A 19,605-nucleotide genomic window follows, 5' to 3' on the forward strand; every position below is an offset into this window, starting at 1 on the left:
GCGGTTTCTAGCAGTGTATGAATTTGCTCAAAGTGCTGAGCAAAACGGGCACCGCTATCACTATAAGTATTATCGGGAAACGCTGACCACAAGAGAAGGTTCCTTGAGTCAGTATCAAGCGGATGCTGCTGGCTCGGATTATCGTAATAATAAGCAGCGATCCCTTTTTGCTTTACCTCTCTGCTTCTCGGGAGCTGGGAAGGTGCGATGCTTCCAAATTTCAACCTGTTCTCAATAAAGTCGATCGTCTCTGTCGGGAGTGTTGAATAGGACGTACCGATCTCTCGAACTGCGAGACCGGATTTTTCAGCAAGATTGAAAAGGACAGGAATTTCCCGGAGAGACAGCCCATCGAAGATAACTATAGCAAAGGGATCTTCGCCTTCGATAAGGTGCAGGATGTCTCTCTCCTGCGGAAGTTCACCAAGAAACTCGTCATAGACCCGATAAGCTGCACGTGCTACGATCTCTTCAAGTTGGTTAACTTTCGATTCACCATCATTTAAGTAGTCGGCTGGAGAAAGGTCCCGATAACGTTCAGCCGTCCATACCTTCCCTAAAAGCCATTTTTCTAACCATTTGACTCTCGGGCCTTGCGCAATCAGATTCTCAAATGTTTCTATAATCAAATTACTCATCTCTTCTTTCCTCTTCAGTGGATGGAATCAATAGCTCCAATCGGGCTCCATAGTCTGCATTGGGGAGGGAGGGAAGAGACTCAATAATCTGCTCCACCTCTACCTTGGAAAACTTGCCAACCTTAGTGACGGTAATCTCTACCGTAAGGGTTCCTTCACCGCTGAGATTCCCTCTAATTGAGGCAGGAAGGCTGCTGAGGTCACCTGTACTGTTCTCAAGAAAGATCGTTGCTCGAAGTCGCACCATCTTAGCATCGGGAAATTCTTGAAGTCGAACCGCAACAGTTTGTCGCAGTTGCCCGGCACCAGTCTGAGGTGGAATACTGATCTCCTGTTTTTTCGCCGGAATGGTTGGTGGGGGTACAGGTCCAATCGTTTCCTCCTCTTCGCCTAGGGGAGGTGCTATTTGCCCCTCTTCTTCCGTTGGAGTAGGTATTGGAGGGTGGACAGTTGTCGTCTCGAAAGGTTCTCCTATCGTTGCATCAAAAAGCTCTGTTTCTGTCAGATTTGGATTCTCTTTACAGAAGTTCCCCCTGGGATGCCTGATACCAATCTGACCCGCCCGGCATAACTCCCGGAGAGCCTGACTAACTGATCTCACGGTTGTAGGAACAGGGAAGCCAGGTGTGGAACGATATTGTTTGTCAATATCTTTTATGCTGAGGTTGAGGATATCAGACAAACGAGATGAAAGATGTTCCTCAAACAGTTGGATAGGAAAAAGCTGTTGTGAAAGGTGCCTGTTAACATCTTCCCTGCTATTACCTGCTATGGTTTCCTCTTCAACCTGATCCTCCCATGCTTTCGTGCCATATCGTTCCCACCGAATGAAAAGGAGTCCTGCTCGTTTAATTGCATCTATGCAATGCCCTTTATCTTCACGAGCAATCCGCTCGTAATCGGCTCTTCGACCTGAATCTCTGGTAGTCCCAGCGAGCTCCTGAGCAGCTACCTGTCTTTGAGCCCATTTCAAGAGATCTCTGTGGGTATCGAGGTTGAATTTTGGATCTCTCGGCTCCAACAGGATAACCTGATTTCGCATAGGAATCCCATGATAGAGTTCATGGCGTTCCTCTTGGCTGAGCCTCCGAGGCGCAAGAACATAACGTAGCCGGTTCTTGTCAAGCTCCTCGAGAGCTTCTTTTGTCTGTTCTTGACCAAGGTAAACAATAGTGTTAGGTTCCCTGAATATCTCGTCACGCCAAAGAGCGTGGAGAAGTTCTTGTGCCTTCTCTTTTGGGATTGTCAGGGAACGAAACTCGACCTTTGCATCGGCGTTCTCTTCCAAATCGAAGAAGTACCGCCCTTCTTGAACATGGAAATGTGAAGCGTATTTCTGGAAAGCAAGCAGCGTCTTCTCAAAGTCGTTTATGTCAATCTTAGGAGCTAGAACATGTCTAATGAGTTCTTCTCGAGTGGCACCTCGGCTGCGACCTGTACTGGTGAGAGTATAGAGCATTACGGAGGCGCCAATTTCGGATGCTAATGGTTGATCCTTTAATTCCGCAAGATTTCCACGCGCTCTCGAAATTAAATCTCCACTTGGATCGAGATCTGAAAGTCTTGTTGCTACCTCTCTGTCATGTATATCAGCGTGAGCTGCGGTTATCAAATGAACCTTACCGTGGGATAGGCGCACCATATTCGCCAGGAACCCCAGTGCTCCTCGAACACTTTGGAACCCTCCTCGAGCAGGAACTCTCTCCAAAATCAGCTCAAGCATCTCAGGTAAGAACGGATAAGTCAAAAGCATTTTCGATCTGTATTCGTCAGATGAGGGTATTGATTGCCGTCGCCACATGTTCAGGTAGCTATCGACAGTAGGAGCGCATGCATCAAGGCTGAACTCGAGGTAATTTTCAAAAAGTCTGTGGAGGACTACCTTGGCCCTGTCAGCAGAATGTGCGAATTGGACACGACAGCTAGGCACTCGTTTTAGCGTGCTCCCAGGCTCCTCTTGATCGCTATAGATACTTGCGAATACGGTTACCTTGTCCGAGCGATTTGCCCATTCGGAGAGCATTTGGAGAAATGCGATGTTCTGGGCTCTGACAGCTGAGTCACCTATCACTCGGATGCCTTGTTCCAATTCATCCAGGATAAGAATGAGTCGGCGATCTTTAATAACCTTATCCATCTCCTCCAAGCCGGGCTGGACAACGGTCTTTCGGGGCCTCCGAGAAGTCAGTTGTTCAAAGACAAAATCCCAGATTGAATACAGAGGAAGATCCGTAAACTTGTTAACCACCACTACTGCATCTTCTGGAAGTCCGCACAACATCGTATGAGCATCGAGCCATTGTTTACCTTCTTCAGGATTCTCAAATAGATGATAGACCAACAGAAGGAGATGGGATTTTCCACTTCCTTTCAAACCTTCAAACAGAAACAATCCAGGCGCATCTTGACTGCCAGAAAATCGATCGGATAGTTTTTGTACGACTCTTCGCACATCAGCGGTCGGGTAAGTCAATGAGAAGAAGCGTTCAGGATTTGCCTCAAGTTTCCTGCCTTTAGGGTCTCCAAGGTTGGCAAGATCAATGATTCCGTCTATCCCTTCATCCGACAGGACTTCTGGTCTCGGTCTTAGTAGATCTGAAAAACTCATTTCGAATCTCCTTTATTGTTGGCCTCGGTTTTGGGTCTTTCCTTCTTTGAATTCTCTTTGTTCATCTCAATCCATCTGTCTATATCTTCCTTCTTAAAGCGCCAGGCCTTTCCTACTTTAAAACCCGGCAGTTCGCTCTGCCAGGTAAGCGCATATATTGTCTTTTTGGTGACCTGGAGATACTCGGCTACTTGTTTTATGGTCATAACTTGCTCGGCCATAGATTACCTCTCCTATTTGGGTACATTGCGGAATGATAATTAATCAAAGTTCAAATAAGTATATTTTGGTTTGTTAGATTCCATTTGTCAAGAAACTACGATTAGGGCATTCACTAATGAGGGCACCTTCTCTATCATTTTGATATTGGAAGTGGGCCCATAGCTCAGTTGGCAGAGCAGCGCACTCATAATGCGCGGGTCCCAGGTTCGAGTCCTGGTGGGCCCACCAGAATCTGATCTTCCGGCATTTTGCCAACCTTTTCGTGGATGGCGCACTCTTCTCGATGTGGAGAAGCAAAAAGGAAAAATTTTCCATATTTGATTTTTGCGCCCACCTTCAATTTTGGTTAAAACTCAATATCAAGAACCAAATATTTTGTGTACCTCTTGACATACTTATAATCTATGTCATAATCCTTACTCAAGAGAGTCAGGATTATGACACAAACTATAAAGACCCTGAGTCAGAGAGAGACACAACTTCTTTCAACCCTCAGTTCAGAAGGAAAGAATATCTTCTCCTTTGAAGATGCCTTCAAATTACTTAAGCTTAGCCGAGGCCACGCTTGGAAGTTCATTCATACACTGGTTGATAAGGGCTGGCTTCGCCAAATCGAAAAGGGCAAGTATCTGATTGTTCCTCTTGAAGGAATCGCCGCTGGGACTTGGTCGGAAGAAGCCTTTGTTATCGCAGCTAATCTTGTTGCTCCTTATGCTGTTTCTTACTGGTCAGCTCTTAATTACTATGGCTACACCGAACAGATTCCCAGGACGATATTTGTTTCAACGACCAAGAGAAAGTTCAAAGCTGAAACCGAGATTTTGGGCATTCCCTTTAAGTTTATCACTCTCAAGTCGCATAAGTTTTTTGGCACTACAACCATTTGGTTTGGCAACAAGAAGGTAATCATTACCGATAAGGAAAAGACAATTGTTGACTCTCTGGATCACCCAGAGTATTGTGGCGGCATCGTTGAAGCAGCTAAGGGTCTTGCCAATGCTATCGAAGATGCCATCGACTTAGACAAGCTAACATCATATGCTACAAGGATGAAGAATCGGGCCATCTTCAAGCGGCTTGGCTATGTCTCTGAAGTGCTGGACTTGCCAGTCAAGCACTACCTTAACCGATGGCAAAAGATGGTCTCTCTAGGATACGTCCTTCTCGATCCTCTCTCAGCCAAGACTGGCACGCACAACTCACGATGGCACATACAAGCTAATGTCAGTAAGGCAAACCTTACTGGGTGGAGAACTCACTAATGATTCCCTTAGCAGAACTCAAAATCAAATCCGAGCAGAGTAAAATTGACATCAGCGTTCTTGAGCGTGATTACGTGATTTCATGGGTTCTCAAGGGAGTCTTCGACGATGTTCTGCTGAAAGAGGGATTGGTTTTTAAAGGCGGCACTGCTCTTCGGAAAGTTTACTTTTGTGACTACCGTTTTTCGGAAGATCTGGATTTCACCACAATCAAACCATCCACTGAATTGGGAGAGAGGCAAATCCGTGAAAGCTTGAAAGATATGTGCACAAAGGTCTACACGCAGTCAGGTATCGAACTAACCTTAGCGGACTTTAGACAGACGAGAGACGAGCTAGGCGAGGAAGCATTCTTAGGAAAGATTCAATATGTTGGACCACGAGGCCACCGTGTGGGCAGTCCTCCCAGAGTCAAACTTGACATAACCTTCTATGAACAAGTTATACTTCCACCCAATAGGTCACCTTTAATTCATTCTTACTCAGATGCTGTGGATTGTCAGGTAGTTATCACCACTTACAAACTGGAAGAAATTGTAGCTGAGAAACTCAGATCGATTCTCCAGAGACAACGTTCTAGGGATATCTATGATCTTTGGTATCTCTTGAAATTTCATAAGGGCAGGCTCAGCACATCGGTTATCCAAGAGGTTTTTCAGAAGAAATGTACTTACAAGAAGGTCAGATTCCAAAGCACAGACGATTTCTTTAAACCGGAATTGGTTGAATCACATAAACATGCCTGGGAGCCGTCGATGAAAAGGCAAGTTATTGATCCTCCATCATTCTCTGAGGTAGAGCGTGACCTAAGAGTTCTTCTTGATGAACTGCTTTAACCCCTTTCATTCAAATTGATTTTGAGTTGATAAACCTGATTGTATGTCTTTTTCATTATGACTCCTTTAGTGTGACTATACATAGTTCTTGAGGTTGAGAAGGAGACCGTCTATAGTGGCCGGCTCAACCATCATCACAGAATCCCCTTTTCAGCAACGGAATGAAGAAAAGCTCTCCGCAGTTTTTCCAGATGGGGGAGATAATCCAGAAAGGCGTCCAGCGTGTGAGTCTCAAAGAGTATCCTTTTGCCCTCATCAGCTGAGTAGATCTCAATACCTTGCCTTAATACTTCTCCCTGGAAAGAAAGAGGAGCTTCGTTGAGAATGCGGAGGTCTATATTGGAAAGCCCACTTGCTTCTTCTAGCCTCACACATAGACCTAGTTCTACGTCTAAGGATAGGGGAAACACTTCCGGGTCTATGTACACTGCCACATCAATGTCGCTCGGAGAAAGATTTCTACCACGAACTTGTGAGCCATAGAGGTAAGCAGAGATGATCGGATAGTCAGCAAAAGCTTTTTGAGCTGCTTGCTGGAGAGTTTTCGAAAGCTCTTTAGTCTTTATCTTACTACACATTAACATCGTCTTTTGAGATTGTAGGAAAAGAGCGAACCTTAGTCAACTACTACCATCTGGCGCGACGAGGGGTTATTCAAGAACCGTTCGTGATATAATAAATCGCAGCCCATCAGGGCCTTTCCTTTGCCCTTCTACATTCGGGATATAATCTATGGATCTGAAACAAGTCAGTTCCCTTCTAGATGAAATCTTCCCTCCGGATTATGCAGTGGAGTGGGACAAGGTGGGACTTCAGATAGGTGATCTCACCTCCGAAGTCCACCGAATATTGGTGGCTCTGGATGTGACGTCACCTGTGGTCCAGGAGGCTTTCAAAAAAGACATCAATCTCATAGTTGCTCACCACCCTTTGATCTTCAGCCCTCTTTCCAGAATCCTTTCTACCTCATATCCCGAGAAAGTAGTGATGCACATGATCAAAGAAGGTCTGGCTCTTTACGTACTTCATACCAATCTGGACGCCATGCCGGCAGGGCTGAACGATTTCTGGGCTGAGCGGATGGGACTTAAAAAGGTGGAGGCTATTAATCCTGAGATCCGGCAGAGATTTTATAAGATTGCTGTATTTGTGCCGGAAACTCATGTGGAAAAGGTAAGATCGGCCCTGGGCCAGGCTGGAGCAGGAAAGATCGGGAACTACGAGCAATGCAGTTTCCGAACCAGGGGCATGGGTACTTTTCTTCCTCTACAAGGAGCTACCCCTTATCTGGGCCAGGTAGGTAAGGTGAATGAGGAGGAAGAATTCCGTCTGGAGGTTTTGGTAGATGAAACGCATCTCCAGGAAGCCCTCTCCAGTATGTTGGAGGCTCATCCTTATGAGGAGGTGGCCTACGATGTGTACCCCCTGGCCAACAAGTCGCCAAAGGCAGGAATTGGCAGGATAGGGGAGTTAGAAAGTTCCAGGAGTCTGAAGGATTTTCTCCAACTGGCTACTCAGCTTTTCGGCCCTAAGAACCTGAGACTTAATTGTACAGATGTTGGCATGGATAGGAGCATTAAAAGAGTTGCTATAGTGACTGGAAGCGGCTCATCTCTGGTCCAGGTCGCTCTGGATAAAGGGGCCGATGTGTTAATCACCGGAGAAGTCAAGCACCACGACGCCCTATGGGCCTCAGAAAACGGACTCCTGATTGTAGAAGTAGATCATCACATTACCGAAGGGCCTGCGGTCTGGCTGATAAAGGAAAAGGTGGAGCGAGTTTTTGCAGAAAGAGGCTGGCCCGTAGAGGTGGTAGCCACCGATGCGGAAAGTGGACCCTGGAGGGTGGCAGATGCACAATAAAGACAATCAGGCTGCTTTGATTATGGAACTCCAGGAGGTAGATTCTCAGGAAGAGGTCTTGAAAAAAGAGCTGGCTTCCCTGCCTGAGAGAGAAGAGCTGTGTGGTCTAGAGGAAGAATTGACTGAAAGGAGGCAATCTTATCAGGTCATTGAAGGGAAAATTAAGGAGAACCAATCCCGACAAAAAAGACTGGAGGATGAAGAAGCTCTCCTGGAGACCAAGATCAAGCGGGAGGAGGATAGACTTTACAGCGGTCGTATAACTAATCCCAAGGAGCTATCTGGAATTGAGGCGGAAGTAAGATCCTTAAAAGCCAAGCAGGACCAGATTGAGACCCAGATCCTGATCGGTCTGGAGGAAGGAGAGGGACTCAGAAAAGAATCAAATCAGCTCAGCCAGAGCGTCAACAGTCTGGAGAGGGAGACCCAAAAAGTCAGGGAGCGACTGGCCTCCAGGGAATCTGATCTGAGATCCAAAATGGAGGGATTAGGACAGAGGAGAGCGGAATTGCGCGTCCTGATTCTGGAAGAACATTTGCAATTGTATGACAAACTCAGGGTGGAGAAGGGCGGACTGGCTGTGGCCTTTCTTCTCGACGAAGTCTGTCGAGGCTGTCATATGACTTTGCCGGCCCATCGAGTGGATAAGATGGAAGATAGAACGGCCATCTATAGATGTGATTTTTGCAAGAGACTTCTGGTACTTAAATAGCGGGCCGCACCTCATCTACACAACACGCAGCGAAAAACCTGACCGAAGCCCTTCCCGACTTATGATTTTCGGATAGTGGAGGCTTGATAGTTGGCCAAAAGAGTAGTTATCTATTTAGATGGTGGAGCACGTGGAAACCCCGGTCCAGCAGGAACGGGGTATCTTATCTTTGATGAAGAGGGCCGCCTTTTGGCCAGGGAAGGTAGATACATAGGCTTTACCACTAACAATGTGGCCGAGTACACAGCCCTGGTGCAGGCTCTGGACCGAGCCCGGGGGTTTGAAGCTCAAGAGATAGCCATAAGAAGTGATAGTGAGCTGGTGGTAAGGAAGCTCAACCGTTCCTACAAGGTAAGGGACAAGAAGTTAAAGCCTCTTAATGAACGGGTACGCATCCTGCTTTATCCTTACCGTAAGGTAGAGATCCAGCATGTTCCCCGGGAGGAGAATAGGGAAGCGGATGAGTTAGTTAACCAGGCTATCGATGAAGCACTGCAGGAGTGAAATCATATCCAGTCAATTCCAGGGTGCGCAATTTGTAAGTAGGTCTGTCCTTAGCCAGCCGCTCTGTGTAACTTTCGGTAAACCGTGAGCGTCTATGAAGATCAGCAGGGCACCAGGTAGTAAACTGGTAAGCTCAGCAAAAGCGAAGTCTTGAACCGAAGGCTCTTGTCCATAAGCCACAAGAATTTACCAATTAAAGGCCATCTGCCAGAATGTTTTGTGTCGAAAAGGCGTGATAGCAATTTTATCCCAGGACGAGATCAAGGAAATCATTCCTCACCGAGAGCCCTTCCTTCTCCTGGACGAAGTCACAGAACTGGAGCCTGGAGAGAGGGTGGTGGCCTATAAGAGAGTGAGGGAAGATGAGTACTATTTCCAGGGACACTTTCCGGGAGAACCGATTATGCCTGGAGTACTCATTCTGGAGGCCCTGGCCCAGGCGGGCGCTGTGGCCACTCTGGCCCTTCCCGAGAATCGAGGAAAGATGGTGCTCTTCGCTGGCCTGGATGAAGTCCGATTTAAGAGAAAAGTGGTGCCCGGGGAAAGGCTGAAGTTGGAAGTTGAAGTAGTAAGCAAAAGGCGCAACTTTGGGAAGGGCAGAGCCGTGGCTACGGTGGATGGGCAGTTGGCCTGCGAGGCCACTCTGTTATTTGCCATTGTGGACCGGACCTAGATGGAAGGTGCAGGTTACTTTTTGCAACAAGGTCAAAGGGATGGCCTGGCTGTGGCCTATTTTCGATGGAAGTGTGATTACTTCATAGCGCGAATGACAGGAGAGCAAAGATAGTAGGTAAAGAGAAATCTCCCTTGATGGTAAAGAGGACCTAAATGGCACGGATGGCTTTTGTCTTCCCCGGTCAGGGCTCCCAGAAGATAGGCATGGGCCTGGAGATGCTGGTTCATTATCCAGATTTGCAATACTACTGGAAGGAAGCCAGTCGGATACTAGAATTTGATCTGCAGAAACTCTGTTCCGAAGGCCCTCTGGATCTACTTAACCAAACCAGGTACGCTCAGCCAGCCATTCTGACAGCCAGCGTTGTCTGCGCCAGAGCCGCGGAAAAGGAAGGGCTCAGGCCAGATTTGGTTCTGGGTCACAGTCTGGGAGAATATAGTGCTCTGGTAGTCTCGGGAGCCCTTTCTTTTGAGGAGGCCATTGGGGTGGTCAAGGGGAGGGGTGAACTGATGGAGGATGCCAATTGTAGCAGTCCTGGAGCAATGGCTGCCATTATCGGCCTGGAAGAAAATGTCATCGAGGAGATCTGTGGGGAGATATCTGGACAGGTCTATCTGGCCAACTACAACTCTCCTGACCAGATCGTAGTCAGCGGTGAGATTGCCGCAGTAGATGCTTTTATAGTAGAAGCTAAAAGAAGGAAAGCCCGGCGAGCCATCAAGCTGAATGTGGGTGTGGCTTCCCACTGTCCTCTAATGAAAGAGGTGGCTCTGGAATTGGAAAAAGTACTAAAACAGGTGAATTTCCGGCAGTTTGAGATACCGTTTCTGTCCACAGTCTCTCTGACCGAGCCAGTTATCTCGGATATAGGAGAGATTCTGCGGGAACAACTGGTTTCTCCCATTCGCTGGGCTCAAGCAGTAAGAATAGCCAGGGGCAGGGGAATTAATAACTTTGTGGAAATCGGGCCATCTAAGGTGCTTTCTGGTCTCATCCGAAAAATAGACCCGGAGGCAGCGGTCTTTAATATAGAAGATTACTCCGGTCTTCTGGAGACGATCCATAAACTGGAGGTAAATTAGGTTGGCCAATAGTCCAGCAAATAACCCTCTGGATCTTAAAGGGCAGGTAGCTCTGGTGACTGGTGGTTCTCGAGGCATAGGCAGGCGCATTGCTCTGACTCTGGCCCAGGCGGGCGCCCATGTGGCCATCAACTTCCTCTCTAACCGATCTCTGGCCGAAGAGGTAGTGGAGCAGGTTCGGTCCCTGGGGCGGCAATCCTTATGTATTCAGGCTGATGTTAAGGTAGAAGAGCAGGTCAGTCAGATGGTGGAGAAGGTCTCCCGAGAGCTGGGCAAGATTAATATACTGGTCAACAACGCCGGTGTAACCAGAGATAATCTGATCATGCGCATGAGCAGGGAGGAGTGGCAGGAGGTGGTTGACGTCAACCTCACCGGAGCCTTCCTGTGTAGCCGGGCTGTAGTGCGGGACATGGTGAAACAGAGAAGCGGAGCAATAATCAATATAAGTTCTGTAGTCGGCCTGCGGGGAAATCCCGGGCAATCTAATTACTGTTCGGCCAAGGCCGGATTGATTGGCCTGACTAAATCTCTGGCCAGGGAACTGGCCTCCCGGAATATCCGGGTCAATGCCGTTGCTCCAGGTTATATCCTGACCGATATGACCGAGCGTCTGTCGGAAGAGCTTAAAAGCAGGATTCTGGACTATATTCCTCTGGGTAGTTTCGGTGACCCTCAGGACGTAGCTGATGCAGTTCTTTTTTTGGCCTCTCCTATGGCCAGGTACATAACCGGACAGATCATATTAGTGGACGGAGGTATGGGGATCTGATGAGCAAAAATGAGGTAAAAAGGCATATGAAAAGGGTAGTGATTACGGGTCTGGGAGTAGTCTCCCCCCTCGGGATAGGCAGCAAAGGCTTCTTTCAAGAGCTGATCAGTGGCACCTCCGGAGTGGACAGAATAACCCACTTCGATGCCAGCAACATGGCGACTCAGATTGCCGCGGAGGTAAAGAATTGGGACCCCGCCCAGTGGCTAGAATACAAGCAAGCTAAGAGGATGGACAGGTTCTCCCAGTTCGCCGTGGTGTCGGCCATCCTTGCTGCCGAAGACGCCGGTCTGGTAGTCAATGAACATAACTCGGAAGATGTGGGAGTGTACATAGCCAGTGGCATTGGGGGCCTTACTGAGCTGGAGGAACAGCACCAGAAATTGTTGGAAAAGGGTCCTGAGCGGATTAGTCCTTTTCTCATTCCCATGATGATAGCCAATATGGCCTCAGCTCAGGTTTCCATGCATTTTAAAGCCAGGGGTCCGGTGAGTGCCGTGTGTACTGCTTGTGCTGCTGGAACCCACGCCGTGGGGGACGCCTTTGAGATAATCCGGCGGGGAGATGCCAAAGTGATGTTTGCCGGAGGAAGCGAAGCGTCCATAACCCCTCTGGGCATTGCTGGATTTTCAGCCATGAGAGCTATGTCCACCCGCAACCATGAACCCAAGAAAGCCTCCCGCCCCTTTGACCGGGACAGAGACGGATTTGTCATGGGAGAAGGAGCCGGGGTCCTGATTCTGGAAGAGTTGGAGCACGCCCTGAGGCGGGAAGCCAGGATTTATGCCGAGCTGGTGGGCTACGGTCAGACCGGAGATGCTTATCATCTTACTGCTCTGGAAAGTTCGGGTACTAACGCGGCCCGGGCCATGTCCCTGTCTCTACGGGATGCGGGTCTGGAGCCCTCGGAGGTGGACTATATCAATCCCCATGGTACCTCCACCCCTCTAAATGATGAGGTCGAAACCAGAGCTATCAAGCTGGCTCTTGGAGATCAGGCCTACAAAGTAGCAGTTAGTTCCACTAAATCTATGACCGGCCATTGTCTGGGAGCGGCCGGGGCTATCGAGGCGGCCATTTGTGCTCTGGTTATCGAAAATGGTGTTATTCCCCCTACTATTAACCTGGATAATCCCTGCCTGGAGTGTGATTTGGACTACGTACCCTGGGTGGCCCGGAAGAAAGAAGTCAGAGTGGCTATGTCTAATTCCATGGGTTTTGGGGGCCATAACGTGACTGTGGTCATGAAAAAATTTGAAGATTGACAGGAGCTAGTTACCAGAAGCATAGGGGGTTTTATAACCAAACGATGTGAAATCTATCATGGAACAACGCATAACTGTCGAGATAACCAAAAGAGATAAGCCAGAGCTGAAAAAGGAAGAAAAGCAAGACCGCGCTCCTTCGGGAGTATCTTCCAATGCTATCTCCTGCACTAAATGTGGTACGCCGATAGATCTGAAGGATCTAGAGAAAAACTGGTTTTGCTGTCCCCAGTGCGACTTCCACATGCCCCTATCGGCCCGCAAAAGGATCGAGCTTCTGGTTGACCCTGGCAGCTTTTCTGAGTTCGGAGAAAAATGGACCTCCACGGATCCCCTCAACTTCTTTGATCTCAAATCCTACCAGGATCGGATCAATGATATCCGGGCCGAGACCGGGGTTAAGGAGGCCATGATCTGCGGGAGGGCCACCATCTCGGACCATCCTGTGGTTCTCTGCTTCATGGACTTCGCCTTTATGGGTGGCAGCATGGGCTGTGTAGTGGGCGAGAAGTTCGTGCGAGCAGTAGACATCGCTATTGAAGAAAGGAGACCCCTCATTGTCTTCACTACTTCAGGGGGTGCCCGGATGCAGGAAGGAATACTTTCCCTGATGCAGATGGCCAAGACTACCTGTGCTGTTCAGAGATTGGAGACAGAGAAAATCCCCTATATCTCTGTCCTGGCCAATCCCACCACAGGCGGGGTTTTAGCCAGTTTTGCCCTACAGGCCGATGTCATTCTGGCTGAACCAGAGGCTCTGATCTGCTTTACTGGCCCTCGAGTGATTAAACAGACCATTGGCAAGGAGCTACCAGAGGGTTTTGGCAAGGCGGAGTTTTGTCTCTCCCATGGCCAGTTGGATATGATCGTGTCCAGGAAGGAGCTTAGAAAGGTCCTCACCCTTTACATAGACCTGTTGGAAGGAGCTGTCCAGTGTGAATATGAAGAACCAGAACCAGCTTTCCGAGGCTTACCAAAAAGAGGCGGCAAGATTATCCGAGGAATTAGAGAAATTAAAAAAGTTGCCTTTGATGCCTGGCGTTCACTTGGACGGCATGGTAGCTAAAATATACAAACAGATTAGAGAGCTTTTGAGCCGCACCAGTCCCCAGAAGGAAGCCTGGCGAACAGTAAAGCTAGCCCGGCATCCCAAAAGGCCCCAGACTCTTGACTATATAGAGAAACTCTTTCCCCGATTTAATGAGCTGAAGGGCGATCGGCGCTATGGGGAAGACCCCGCCATCGTGGGTGGATTTGCGGAGTTTGAGCATCGCACCATCATGGCTATCGGTCACCAAAAAGGGAAAGATACCAAAGATAAGATCTTTCGGAACTTCGGCATGCCCAATCCTGAGGGCTATCGAAAAGCGGTCAGGCTCATGAGGGTAGCGGAGAGGTATGGCCTGCCCATAGTAACCTTTATTGACACCCCGGGGGCTTATCCTGGATTGGAGGCCGAGGAAAGGGGGCAGGGAGAGGCTATAGCCTATTGTCTAGGGACCATGGCCAGCCTCAATGTCCCTACTGTAGCTGTGCTGATCGGAGAAGGTGGTAGCGGTGGAGCTCTGGCTCTGGGACTGGCCGATCGAGTCCTTATGCTGAGAAATGCCTTCTATTCCGTTATCTCTCCGGAAGGCTGTGCTGCCATTCTCTGGAAGGACGCCAAACAGGCCACCCTGGCTGCAGAAGCCCTGAAGCTGACCTCGGAGGATCTGCTTAGATTTAGAGTAATCGACGAGATCATCGACGAGCCCAGGGGCGGGGCCCACAAGCATCTGGATCAGGTAGTCCGAAATCTGTCTGGCGCTCTCTCCCGGCATCTGCAGGAGCTGGAGGTTCTGAGTACTGCCGAACTCAAAAAACAGCGCTTTGCCAAGTATGAGAATATGGGCCGGGAGTATATCAACGGCCTGGAAGAGAGCTGAAGGAAATCAGCCAGTTAACTCTAAAGTGCGTCTTTGGTTCTTCTTCTGCCTTTTGTCTCCATAGTATGTTCACATATGCATTTCTTCCCCTTTACATCTTGTGATCACTTGGTGTTAAATTAAGACAATTTTGGAAGAATCTGGGGAAAGATTATGGGTAAGATCTGTCTGATCCTGGGCGGAGCCAGGAGCGGAAAGAGCCGTTTTGCCATCGATCTGGCCCAAAAGCGAGCCCAAAAGGTAGTCTATCTGGCCACTGGCCTCTCCAGGGTGGTCTCCTTCACGAAAGTTACTGAAAATAGGAAAGGAACACCAGCCTTTGTGACCTCCGGCTTATCCGTGGATGAAGAGATGGATGCCCGGATCGAAAAACACCGGCAGTCTCGCCCCCGGAATTGGAGGACCGTGGAGGCTTCCGATGATGTTACAAAGAAAGTCGCCGAGCTGGATCCAGACACCGGGCTGGTCATTGTGGACTGTCTTACTTTTTTTATCTCCAACCTTCTTGGCCGATGGGACTTTACTGAGGAGGGATCCCAAATAAAGGAAAGTTTGATCGAGGATACAGTGATGGAGGAAATGGAACTGCTCCTGGAGGAGATAAAAGCCAGTCCAGCTGATTTTATCGTCGTTTCTAACGAAGTGGGTATGGGGTTGGTTCCTCCCTATCCTCTGGGAAGGATATTCCGGGATCTTATGGGAAGGGCTCACCAGCTTCTGGCCGAGGCGGCTGATGAAGCCTACCTCCTTGTTGCCGGGCTGCCCCAAAAGCTGAAATAAAGGGATCTTAGTCTAGTCACTTGCTACGATGTCTAATATTTTCTACCTGAGGGCTTTGAAGAGAATCTCATCTTTACCCTTCGGAATCGGAAATCAACAGAAAGGAAGATGATTTGCGCTCCTTTTTGGTTGCTCTGAACTTTCTGACCATTTTGCCTGTTCCGGTCAGGGATGTGGACGGAAGAGATCTAAGTCGATCCATGACTCTCTTTCCCCTTACAGGCCTCCTCATTGGCTCCCTTCTGGCGTTGATATTCTGGGCAGGAAGTAGAATTTTTCCCTCTCTGACTATCGTGGCCTTCATCCTGGCCACCGAGGTTGTGATCAGTGGAGCAATGCATCTGGATGGGTTCATGGATACTGTTGATGGCCTGATGAGTGGCGGAGATCAAAAGGAAATTCTTAAGGTTATGAAGATGGGCAATGTGGGTGCCTATGCTGTTATCGCAGCCATCTGTCTTTTCTTGCTTAAGTTTTCCCTGATCTTTTCCCTCTCAGCATCTTTTATTTCCCCCACCCTTATCTTGATGCCCGCCTTGGGCCGCTGGGCTATGGTCTTTATGGCTTTCTTCTGTCCCTATCCTCGAGAAGGGGGAATCGGCAGGCCTTTTAAGGACTACCTGGGATCCACCCAGTTCGCCGTGGCCACTCTGATCCTGGTGGGCGCAGCCCTTCTTCTCTTGCGCCTGAGGGGCCTTTTTCTATTCCTGGTCATAGCGGTAATTCTCTCCGGCCTGGCTGTTTACTTTACCAGAAAGGTTGGTGGAGCCACGGGTGATGTCATGGGAGGAGCCGGAGAAGTGGTAGAACTGATCGCTGTTTTGGTGATGGCCCTTTTCCGGTAGGAAGAAAGGTCTGGCTAGACAAGACGCCGCTACAGTTTGATAGCGATACTTCTAACATAATCGTTATGTGGGGGCTCACCCTCGAACCATAAAAATGGGGAAACCTATTTTCCAGGTTAAAAAATACGATTTCCGGCCGATTGTTAGGATGATTCCTGAAGAAGTAGCGGCTCTTTAGGAGACCTGGTGGTGACACCCTTGATTTACTACTCATTTTTGAGCCCGGTTCCCCTGGCCTATCTGTTGGACTTGATCATCGGCGACCCTCGGTGGTTGCCTCATCCTGTGGTTGGCATAGGTCGTCTGGTCTCCCGGGGCGAGAAAGTCCTGCTACGGCCAACTTTGACCTCCAGACAAAAAAGGGTCAGGGGTATCATCCTGGGTTTGGGCATCTTGAGCATCGCCTGGGCGGCAGTCTGGAGCATAGTTAAGATCAGTTATCTGCTTAATCCCTTTTTGGGCTACCTTGTCTCAGGGGGGATCATCTTCACCACTTTAGCTGGTAAAAACCTGGCTGCCAGAGGTTTGGCTATAAGGAAGGCTATTTTGAGGGGCGATCTGGAGGGGGCCAGGGAGATAGTGAGCCAGATCGTGGGTCGGGACACTAAAAATCTGGATTTTGAGGATCTAATCAGAGCCACGGTAGAGTCCATAGCCGAGAATACAGTGGATGGGATCGTGGCCCCTCTCTTCTACGCTTTTGTGGGGGGAGCCCCTCTGGCCATGGCCTACCGGGCCATTAACACTCTGGATTCCATGGTGGGCTACAAAAAAGAGCCATATCTTCATTTTGGCTGGGCCTCAGCCAGGATGGACGATGTAGCTAATTATATCCCTGCCCGACTAAATATGCTCTTTATATCCCTGGCTGCCCTTTGTCTGGGGATGGACGGAAGACGGGCCTGGAGGACGGCCCGCCGGGACGGCAGGAAACACGCCAGCCCCAATAGCGGTCTGTCTGAAGCAGCCATGGCCGGAGCTTTGGGAGTTCAGCTAGGGGGCAGAAGTTTTTATGGTGGAAAAGAGGTATTTCATCCCTTTTTGGGTAACAAAGTCCAGAGCTTGTCACCAGAACATATAAGGAAGGCGGTATTTGTCTCTTTACTTTCCTCCCTAATTTGCCTTATCTTAGGCATGTCAGTAGTGATTTTCCTTCATTGGTGGGCATAGTCTGGTAACTTTTTGGGTAACTTCCGGCATGGTAGCACAGGAGTGATGGGCTATTAAAATCAAGTGGGGATTGGCTTCCGCTCCTGGTTCCTGCGGTGAGCTGGTTCAGGGTAAAATAGAGGGTCAGAACTTTCATATAACCTGTCCCATCGATCTATACTCCCGGGCTCGGGTGGAGATTCAGCGAAGCAAAGAAATAGTCTATCCTGCCGGGAAGCCCAAAGCCAGAGAAGCCATGAGGAAGACCCTGGATCTCTTCGATGGAAAGAACTGGGGTGGTCGGCTGGAGATCTTCTCAGACATCCCTATAGCCAAAGGAATGGCTAGCAGCACTGCCGATATAGCTGCCGCATCTCTGGCCACTGCTTTAGCTCTGGGAAAGGAGGTAGCTCCTGATCACATCTCTTCCATTGCTCTGTCTATCGAACCCACTGATGGTATTATGTACGAGGGCATCGTCCTCTATGATCATCTTAAGAGGGGACTGGTAGAAAAGCTGGGATTGTCTCCTCCCGTTTCCATAATCATTTTGGAACCGGAAGAGAGACTGGAAACCATGGTTTACAATAATGGAAGGCCCGCCTATGGAGAGGTAGAGGAACTCCTTTTTGAGCGAGCAGTAGAGATAATCAGGAAGGGGCTTAAGGAGAGAGATGGGCAAGCTATCGGTCAGGTAGCTACCATGAGCGCCACCATCAACCAGAAATATCTGGCTAAGCCTCTATTTGAGCCGGTCCTGAACCTGGCCCAGGTGAGGGGGGCTCTGGGAGTGAACGTGGCCCACAGCGGTACGGTTATGGGAATTCTCTGCGATCCAGAAAAGACGGAGACAGCGGAGCTGTTGACGGATCTTTACCATCTCCTGCCTCCGGGAGTCAAAGTGCGCTGGAAAAAGCTGGTGGGTGGAGGAGCAAGGGTAGGTTGGTGACTACTCCCCACGACTAAAATCGGGGGCTTTCTCGGCCCATTTTTGTAAGATCACAGAGACTGAGGGTGGCTAACATCAGAAGAATATTCCCTCACAGGGCATGGCATAGTTGCCGCTTAGTGAGTACTGATGTGTCAGAAGGATGTACAGCATGGTTGTGGAGCAGACTTCAAGGAGGTCAGATTAGACCCCTACCACCACTCGAGAGAAGGATACACAGCATGATTATGGGGCAGAGTTCAACCAAGGATGGTGTACCGCACCGTGGCCGAAGATAGCGGGCATCCCAGAACCATGGCCAGGGCTGCACGTCACCACGGAGGGAATATCGACGAGGTTGCTCAAAGATATGGCCTAAATGCTCGCCAAATAATAGACTTCAGCACCAATGTGAATCCCTTTGGTCCACCTCCTTCGGTCCTTGAGACTCTTCAGGACAACCTTTGGAGAGTATCCGTTTATCCTGACGTCAGCCAGAAGAAACTCAAAGAAGCCCTGGCCGACTATCTTTCAGTTGATTCTTCCCAGATAATCCCTGGCAATGGTTCCGCGGAACTTATCTATTTGGTAGCCTCTTATCTGAGTCCCAAGAAAACCATCATTCCTATTCCCAGCTTCTGCGAATATCCTCTGGCTATCCAGGCCTTTGGGGGTGAGCCTATTTTTATTCCCCTGACCCAGAATTTTCAGATGGACTTGAAAGAGATCCTGAGGCATCTTTCTCAGGCCCAGATGCTAATCATAGCTAACCCAAACAACCCCACCGGAAACCTTTTTGATATGGATGACCTGTTGAAGATCTTGCAGAAGTCGTACCGGCACAATGTTTTGATGATGGTAGATGAGGCCTTTGTAGATTTCGTTCCCCATAGAGATAGCGTATCCCTGGTTCGGAAAGTGGGCCAATTTAGAAATCTAATAGTTCTGGGCTCTCTGACCAAGTTCTTTGCCCTGCCGGGTCTGAGGCTGGGGTATCTGGTAGCTCACCCAGAGCTGGTAGCCGATCTTTCCCGAAGAATCCCTCCCTGGAACGTCAACTCTCTGGCTCAACTGGGTGGACCTTTGGTTCTCCAGGACCACCAGTTTCAGGAGGAGAGTAGAGCCAGGATCATAGAGAACAGAGAATACCTGGCGCAAAAGCTGGCCAGTGTGGGTAGTTTTCGGACCCATCCTTCGGTAACTAACTTTATCCTGGCCGAGATACTTGGAGGTTCGATCACAGCAACCAAATTATGGGAATTTCTGGCCAAAAAGGGCATCCTCATTCGGGACTGCAGTTCCTTCTTAGGGCTGGGACCTGCCTATGTGCGGCTGGCAGTAAGGAAGAGGGAAGAAATAGATAGACTGACAGAGGTTCTAAAGGGGCTCTCTCTTTGATTTTTTGGAAAAGTCTTGGCCTTTGTTTCTCGATTGCCTATAACTGCCATAGGAATAAATGGCCGCTTTCCTTGATAGATGGTGGCATTTATCTAATTTTGAATTGACCCGGCAAAATTAGCTTTTATGAGGTAAAATGG

General features: G+C 49.0%; 19 protein-coding genes, 1 tRNA gene and 1 pseudogene. 17 read left to right on the top strand and 4 right to left on the bottom strand.

The window, feature by feature from the left end:
- The 3 genes and pseudogenes from HW443_RS03705 to mads1 form a co-directional block, all read right to left on the bottom strand.
- A pseudogene (locus HW443_RS03705) lies at positions 1-638 on the bottom strand (hypothetical protein); the annotation flags it as partial.
- Complete coding sequence (locus tag HW443_RS03710) at positions 631-3,246, bottom strand: hypothetical protein (protein WP_176235274.1); 2,616 nt, start codon at positions 3,244-3,246, stop codon at positions 631-633. The gene HW443_RS03710 and the pseudogene HW443_RS03705, both read right to left, overlap by 8 nt.
- Complete coding sequence (gene mads1 / locus HW443_RS03715; protein WP_176235275.1) at positions 3,243-3,467, bottom strand: methylation-associated defense system helix-turn-helix domain-containing protein MAD1; 225 nt, start codon at positions 3,465-3,467, stop codon at positions 3,243-3,245. Before mads1 ends, HW443_RS03710 begins: the two co-directional genes overlap by 4 nt.
- 153 nt (positions 3,468-3,620) lie before the next feature.
- Here mads1 and HW443_RS03720 point away from each other — a divergent pair.
- From HW443_RS03720 to HW443_RS03730, 3 genes are all read left to right on the top strand, one after another.
- A tRNA-Ile gene (locus HW443_RS03720) sits at positions 3,621-3,696 on the top strand.
- Positions 3,697-3,905: 209 nt separating this feature from the next.
- Positions 3,906-4,730: a type IV toxin-antitoxin system AbiEi family antitoxin domain-containing protein gene (locus HW443_RS03725; RefSeq protein ID WP_176235276.1), complete on the top strand. Its 825-nt coding sequence runs from the start codon at positions 3,906-3,908 to the stop codon at positions 4,728-4,730.
- The gene (locus HW443_RS03730) at positions 4,730-5,566 is read left to right on the top strand and encodes a nucleotidyl transferase AbiEii/AbiGii toxin family protein (RefSeq protein WP_176235277.1); all 837 of its coding nucleotides are present in this window, start codon (positions 4,730-4,732) and stop codon (positions 5,564-5,566) included. The genes HW443_RS03725 and HW443_RS03730 overlap by 1 nt, the downstream gene beginning before the upstream one ends.
- A gap of 134 nt (positions 5,567-5,700) precedes the next feature.
- On the opposite strand, the gene mntA is transcribed toward HW443_RS03730, so the two are convergent.
- A complete protein-coding gene (gene mntA, locus HW443_RS03735) occupies positions 5,701-6,144 on the bottom strand; it encodes a type VII toxin-antitoxin system MntA family adenylyltransferase antitoxin (RefSeq protein WP_176237915.1) in 444 nt (147 codons plus the stop codon).
- Positions 6,145-6,298: 154 nt separating this feature from the next.
- On the opposite strand from mntA, the gene HW443_RS03740 reads away from it, so the two are divergent.
- From HW443_RS03740 to cobD, 14 genes are all read left to right on the top strand, one after another.
- Positions 6,299-7,429, top strand: a complete 1,131-nt coding sequence (locus HW443_RS03740) for a Nif3-like dinuclear metal center hexameric protein (RefSeq protein ID WP_176235279.1) — start codon at positions 6,299-6,301, stop codon at positions 7,427-7,429.
- On the top strand, positions 7,419-8,141 hold the full coding sequence (locus HW443_RS03745) for a zinc ribbon domain-containing protein (protein ID WP_176231739.1): 723 nt from the start codon (positions 7,419-7,421) through the stop codon (positions 8,139-8,141). Before HW443_RS03740 ends, HW443_RS03745 begins: the two co-directional genes overlap by 11 nt.
- Positions 8,142-8,231: 90 nt before the next feature.
- Positions 8,232-8,645, top strand: a complete 414-nt coding sequence (locus tag HW443_RS03750) for a ribonuclease HI family protein (RefSeq protein WP_176237916.1) — start codon at positions 8,232-8,234, stop codon at positions 8,643-8,645.
- A 241-nt stretch (positions 8,646-8,886) separates the two neighbouring features.
- Positions 8,887-9,318: a 3-hydroxyacyl-ACP dehydratase FabZ gene (gene fabZ / locus HW443_RS03755; protein WP_176226303.1), complete on the top strand. Its 432-nt coding sequence runs from the start codon at positions 8,887-8,889 to the stop codon at positions 9,316-9,318.
- 155 nt (positions 9,319-9,473) lie between these two features.
- Positions 9,474-10,403: an ACP S-malonyltransferase gene (fabD, locus tag HW443_RS03760; RefSeq protein ID WP_176231741.1), complete on the top strand. Its 930-nt coding sequence runs from the start codon at positions 9,474-9,476 to the stop codon at positions 10,401-10,403.
- Between the two features lie 28 nt (positions 10,404-10,431).
- Positions 10,432-11,175 (top strand): 3-oxoacyl-[acyl-carrier-protein] reductase, encoded by a 744-nt coding sequence (fabG, locus tag HW443_RS03765; RefSeq protein WP_176231742.1) that lies wholly within the window; start codon positions 10,432-10,434, stop codon positions 11,173-11,175.
- Positions 11,175-12,440: a beta-ketoacyl-ACP synthase II gene (gene fabF / locus HW443_RS03770; protein ID WP_320411515.1), complete on the top strand. Its 1,266-nt coding sequence runs from the start codon at positions 11,175-11,177 to the stop codon at positions 12,438-12,440. Before fabG ends, fabF begins: the two co-directional genes overlap by 1 nt.
- A gap of 58 nt (positions 12,441-12,498) precedes the next feature.
- A complete protein-coding gene (gene accD, locus HW443_RS03775) occupies positions 12,499-13,506 on the top strand; it encodes an acetyl-CoA carboxylase, carboxyltransferase subunit beta (protein WP_176235280.1) in 1,008 nt (335 codons plus the stop codon).
- Entirely contained in the window at positions 13,463-14,365 is a 903-nt protein-coding gene (locus tag HW443_RS03780; protein WP_407079629.1) for an acetyl-CoA carboxylase carboxyltransferase subunit alpha, read from the top strand. Before accD ends, HW443_RS03780 begins: the two co-directional genes overlap by 44 nt.
- Positions 14,366-14,518: 153 nt before the next feature.
- Entirely contained in the window at positions 14,519-15,145 is a 627-nt protein-coding gene (locus tag HW443_RS03785) for a bifunctional adenosylcobinamide kinase/adenosylcobinamide-phosphate guanylyltransferase (protein ID WP_176231509.1), read from the top strand.
- 113 nt (positions 15,146-15,258) lie between these two features.
- Positions 15,259-15,990 (top strand): adenosylcobinamide-GDP ribazoletransferase, encoded by a 732-nt coding sequence (cobS, locus tag HW443_RS03790; protein ID WP_176231508.1) that lies wholly within the window; start codon positions 15,259-15,261, stop codon positions 15,988-15,990.
- Between the two features lie 189 nt (positions 15,991-16,179).
- On the top strand, positions 16,180-17,160 hold the full coding sequence (gene cbiB / locus HW443_RS03795; RefSeq protein WP_176231507.1) for an adenosylcobinamide-phosphate synthase CbiB: 981 nt from the start codon (positions 16,180-16,182) through the stop codon (positions 17,158-17,160).
- A 70-nt stretch (positions 17,161-17,230) separates the two neighbouring features.
- Complete coding sequence (locus tag HW443_RS03800; protein ID WP_176231506.1) at positions 17,231-18,088, top strand: GHMP family kinase ATP-binding protein; 858 nt, start codon at positions 17,231-17,233, stop codon at positions 18,086-18,088.
- 264 nt (positions 18,089-18,352) lie between these two features.
- Positions 18,353-19,465 carry a threonine-phosphate decarboxylase CobD gene (gene cobD / locus HW443_RS03805; RefSeq protein WP_176237917.1) on the top strand — a complete coding sequence of 371 codons (1,113 nt, stop codon included), beginning with the start codon at positions 18,353-18,355 and terminating at the stop codon, positions 19,463-19,465.
- Positions 19,466-19,605 lie beyond the last annotated feature (140 nt).

The organism is Candidatus Hakubella thermalkaliphila, assembly GCF_013281975.1.
GTDB lineage: Bacteria > Actinomycetota > Humimicrobiia > Hakubellales > Hakubellaceae > Hakubella > Hakubella thermalkaliphila.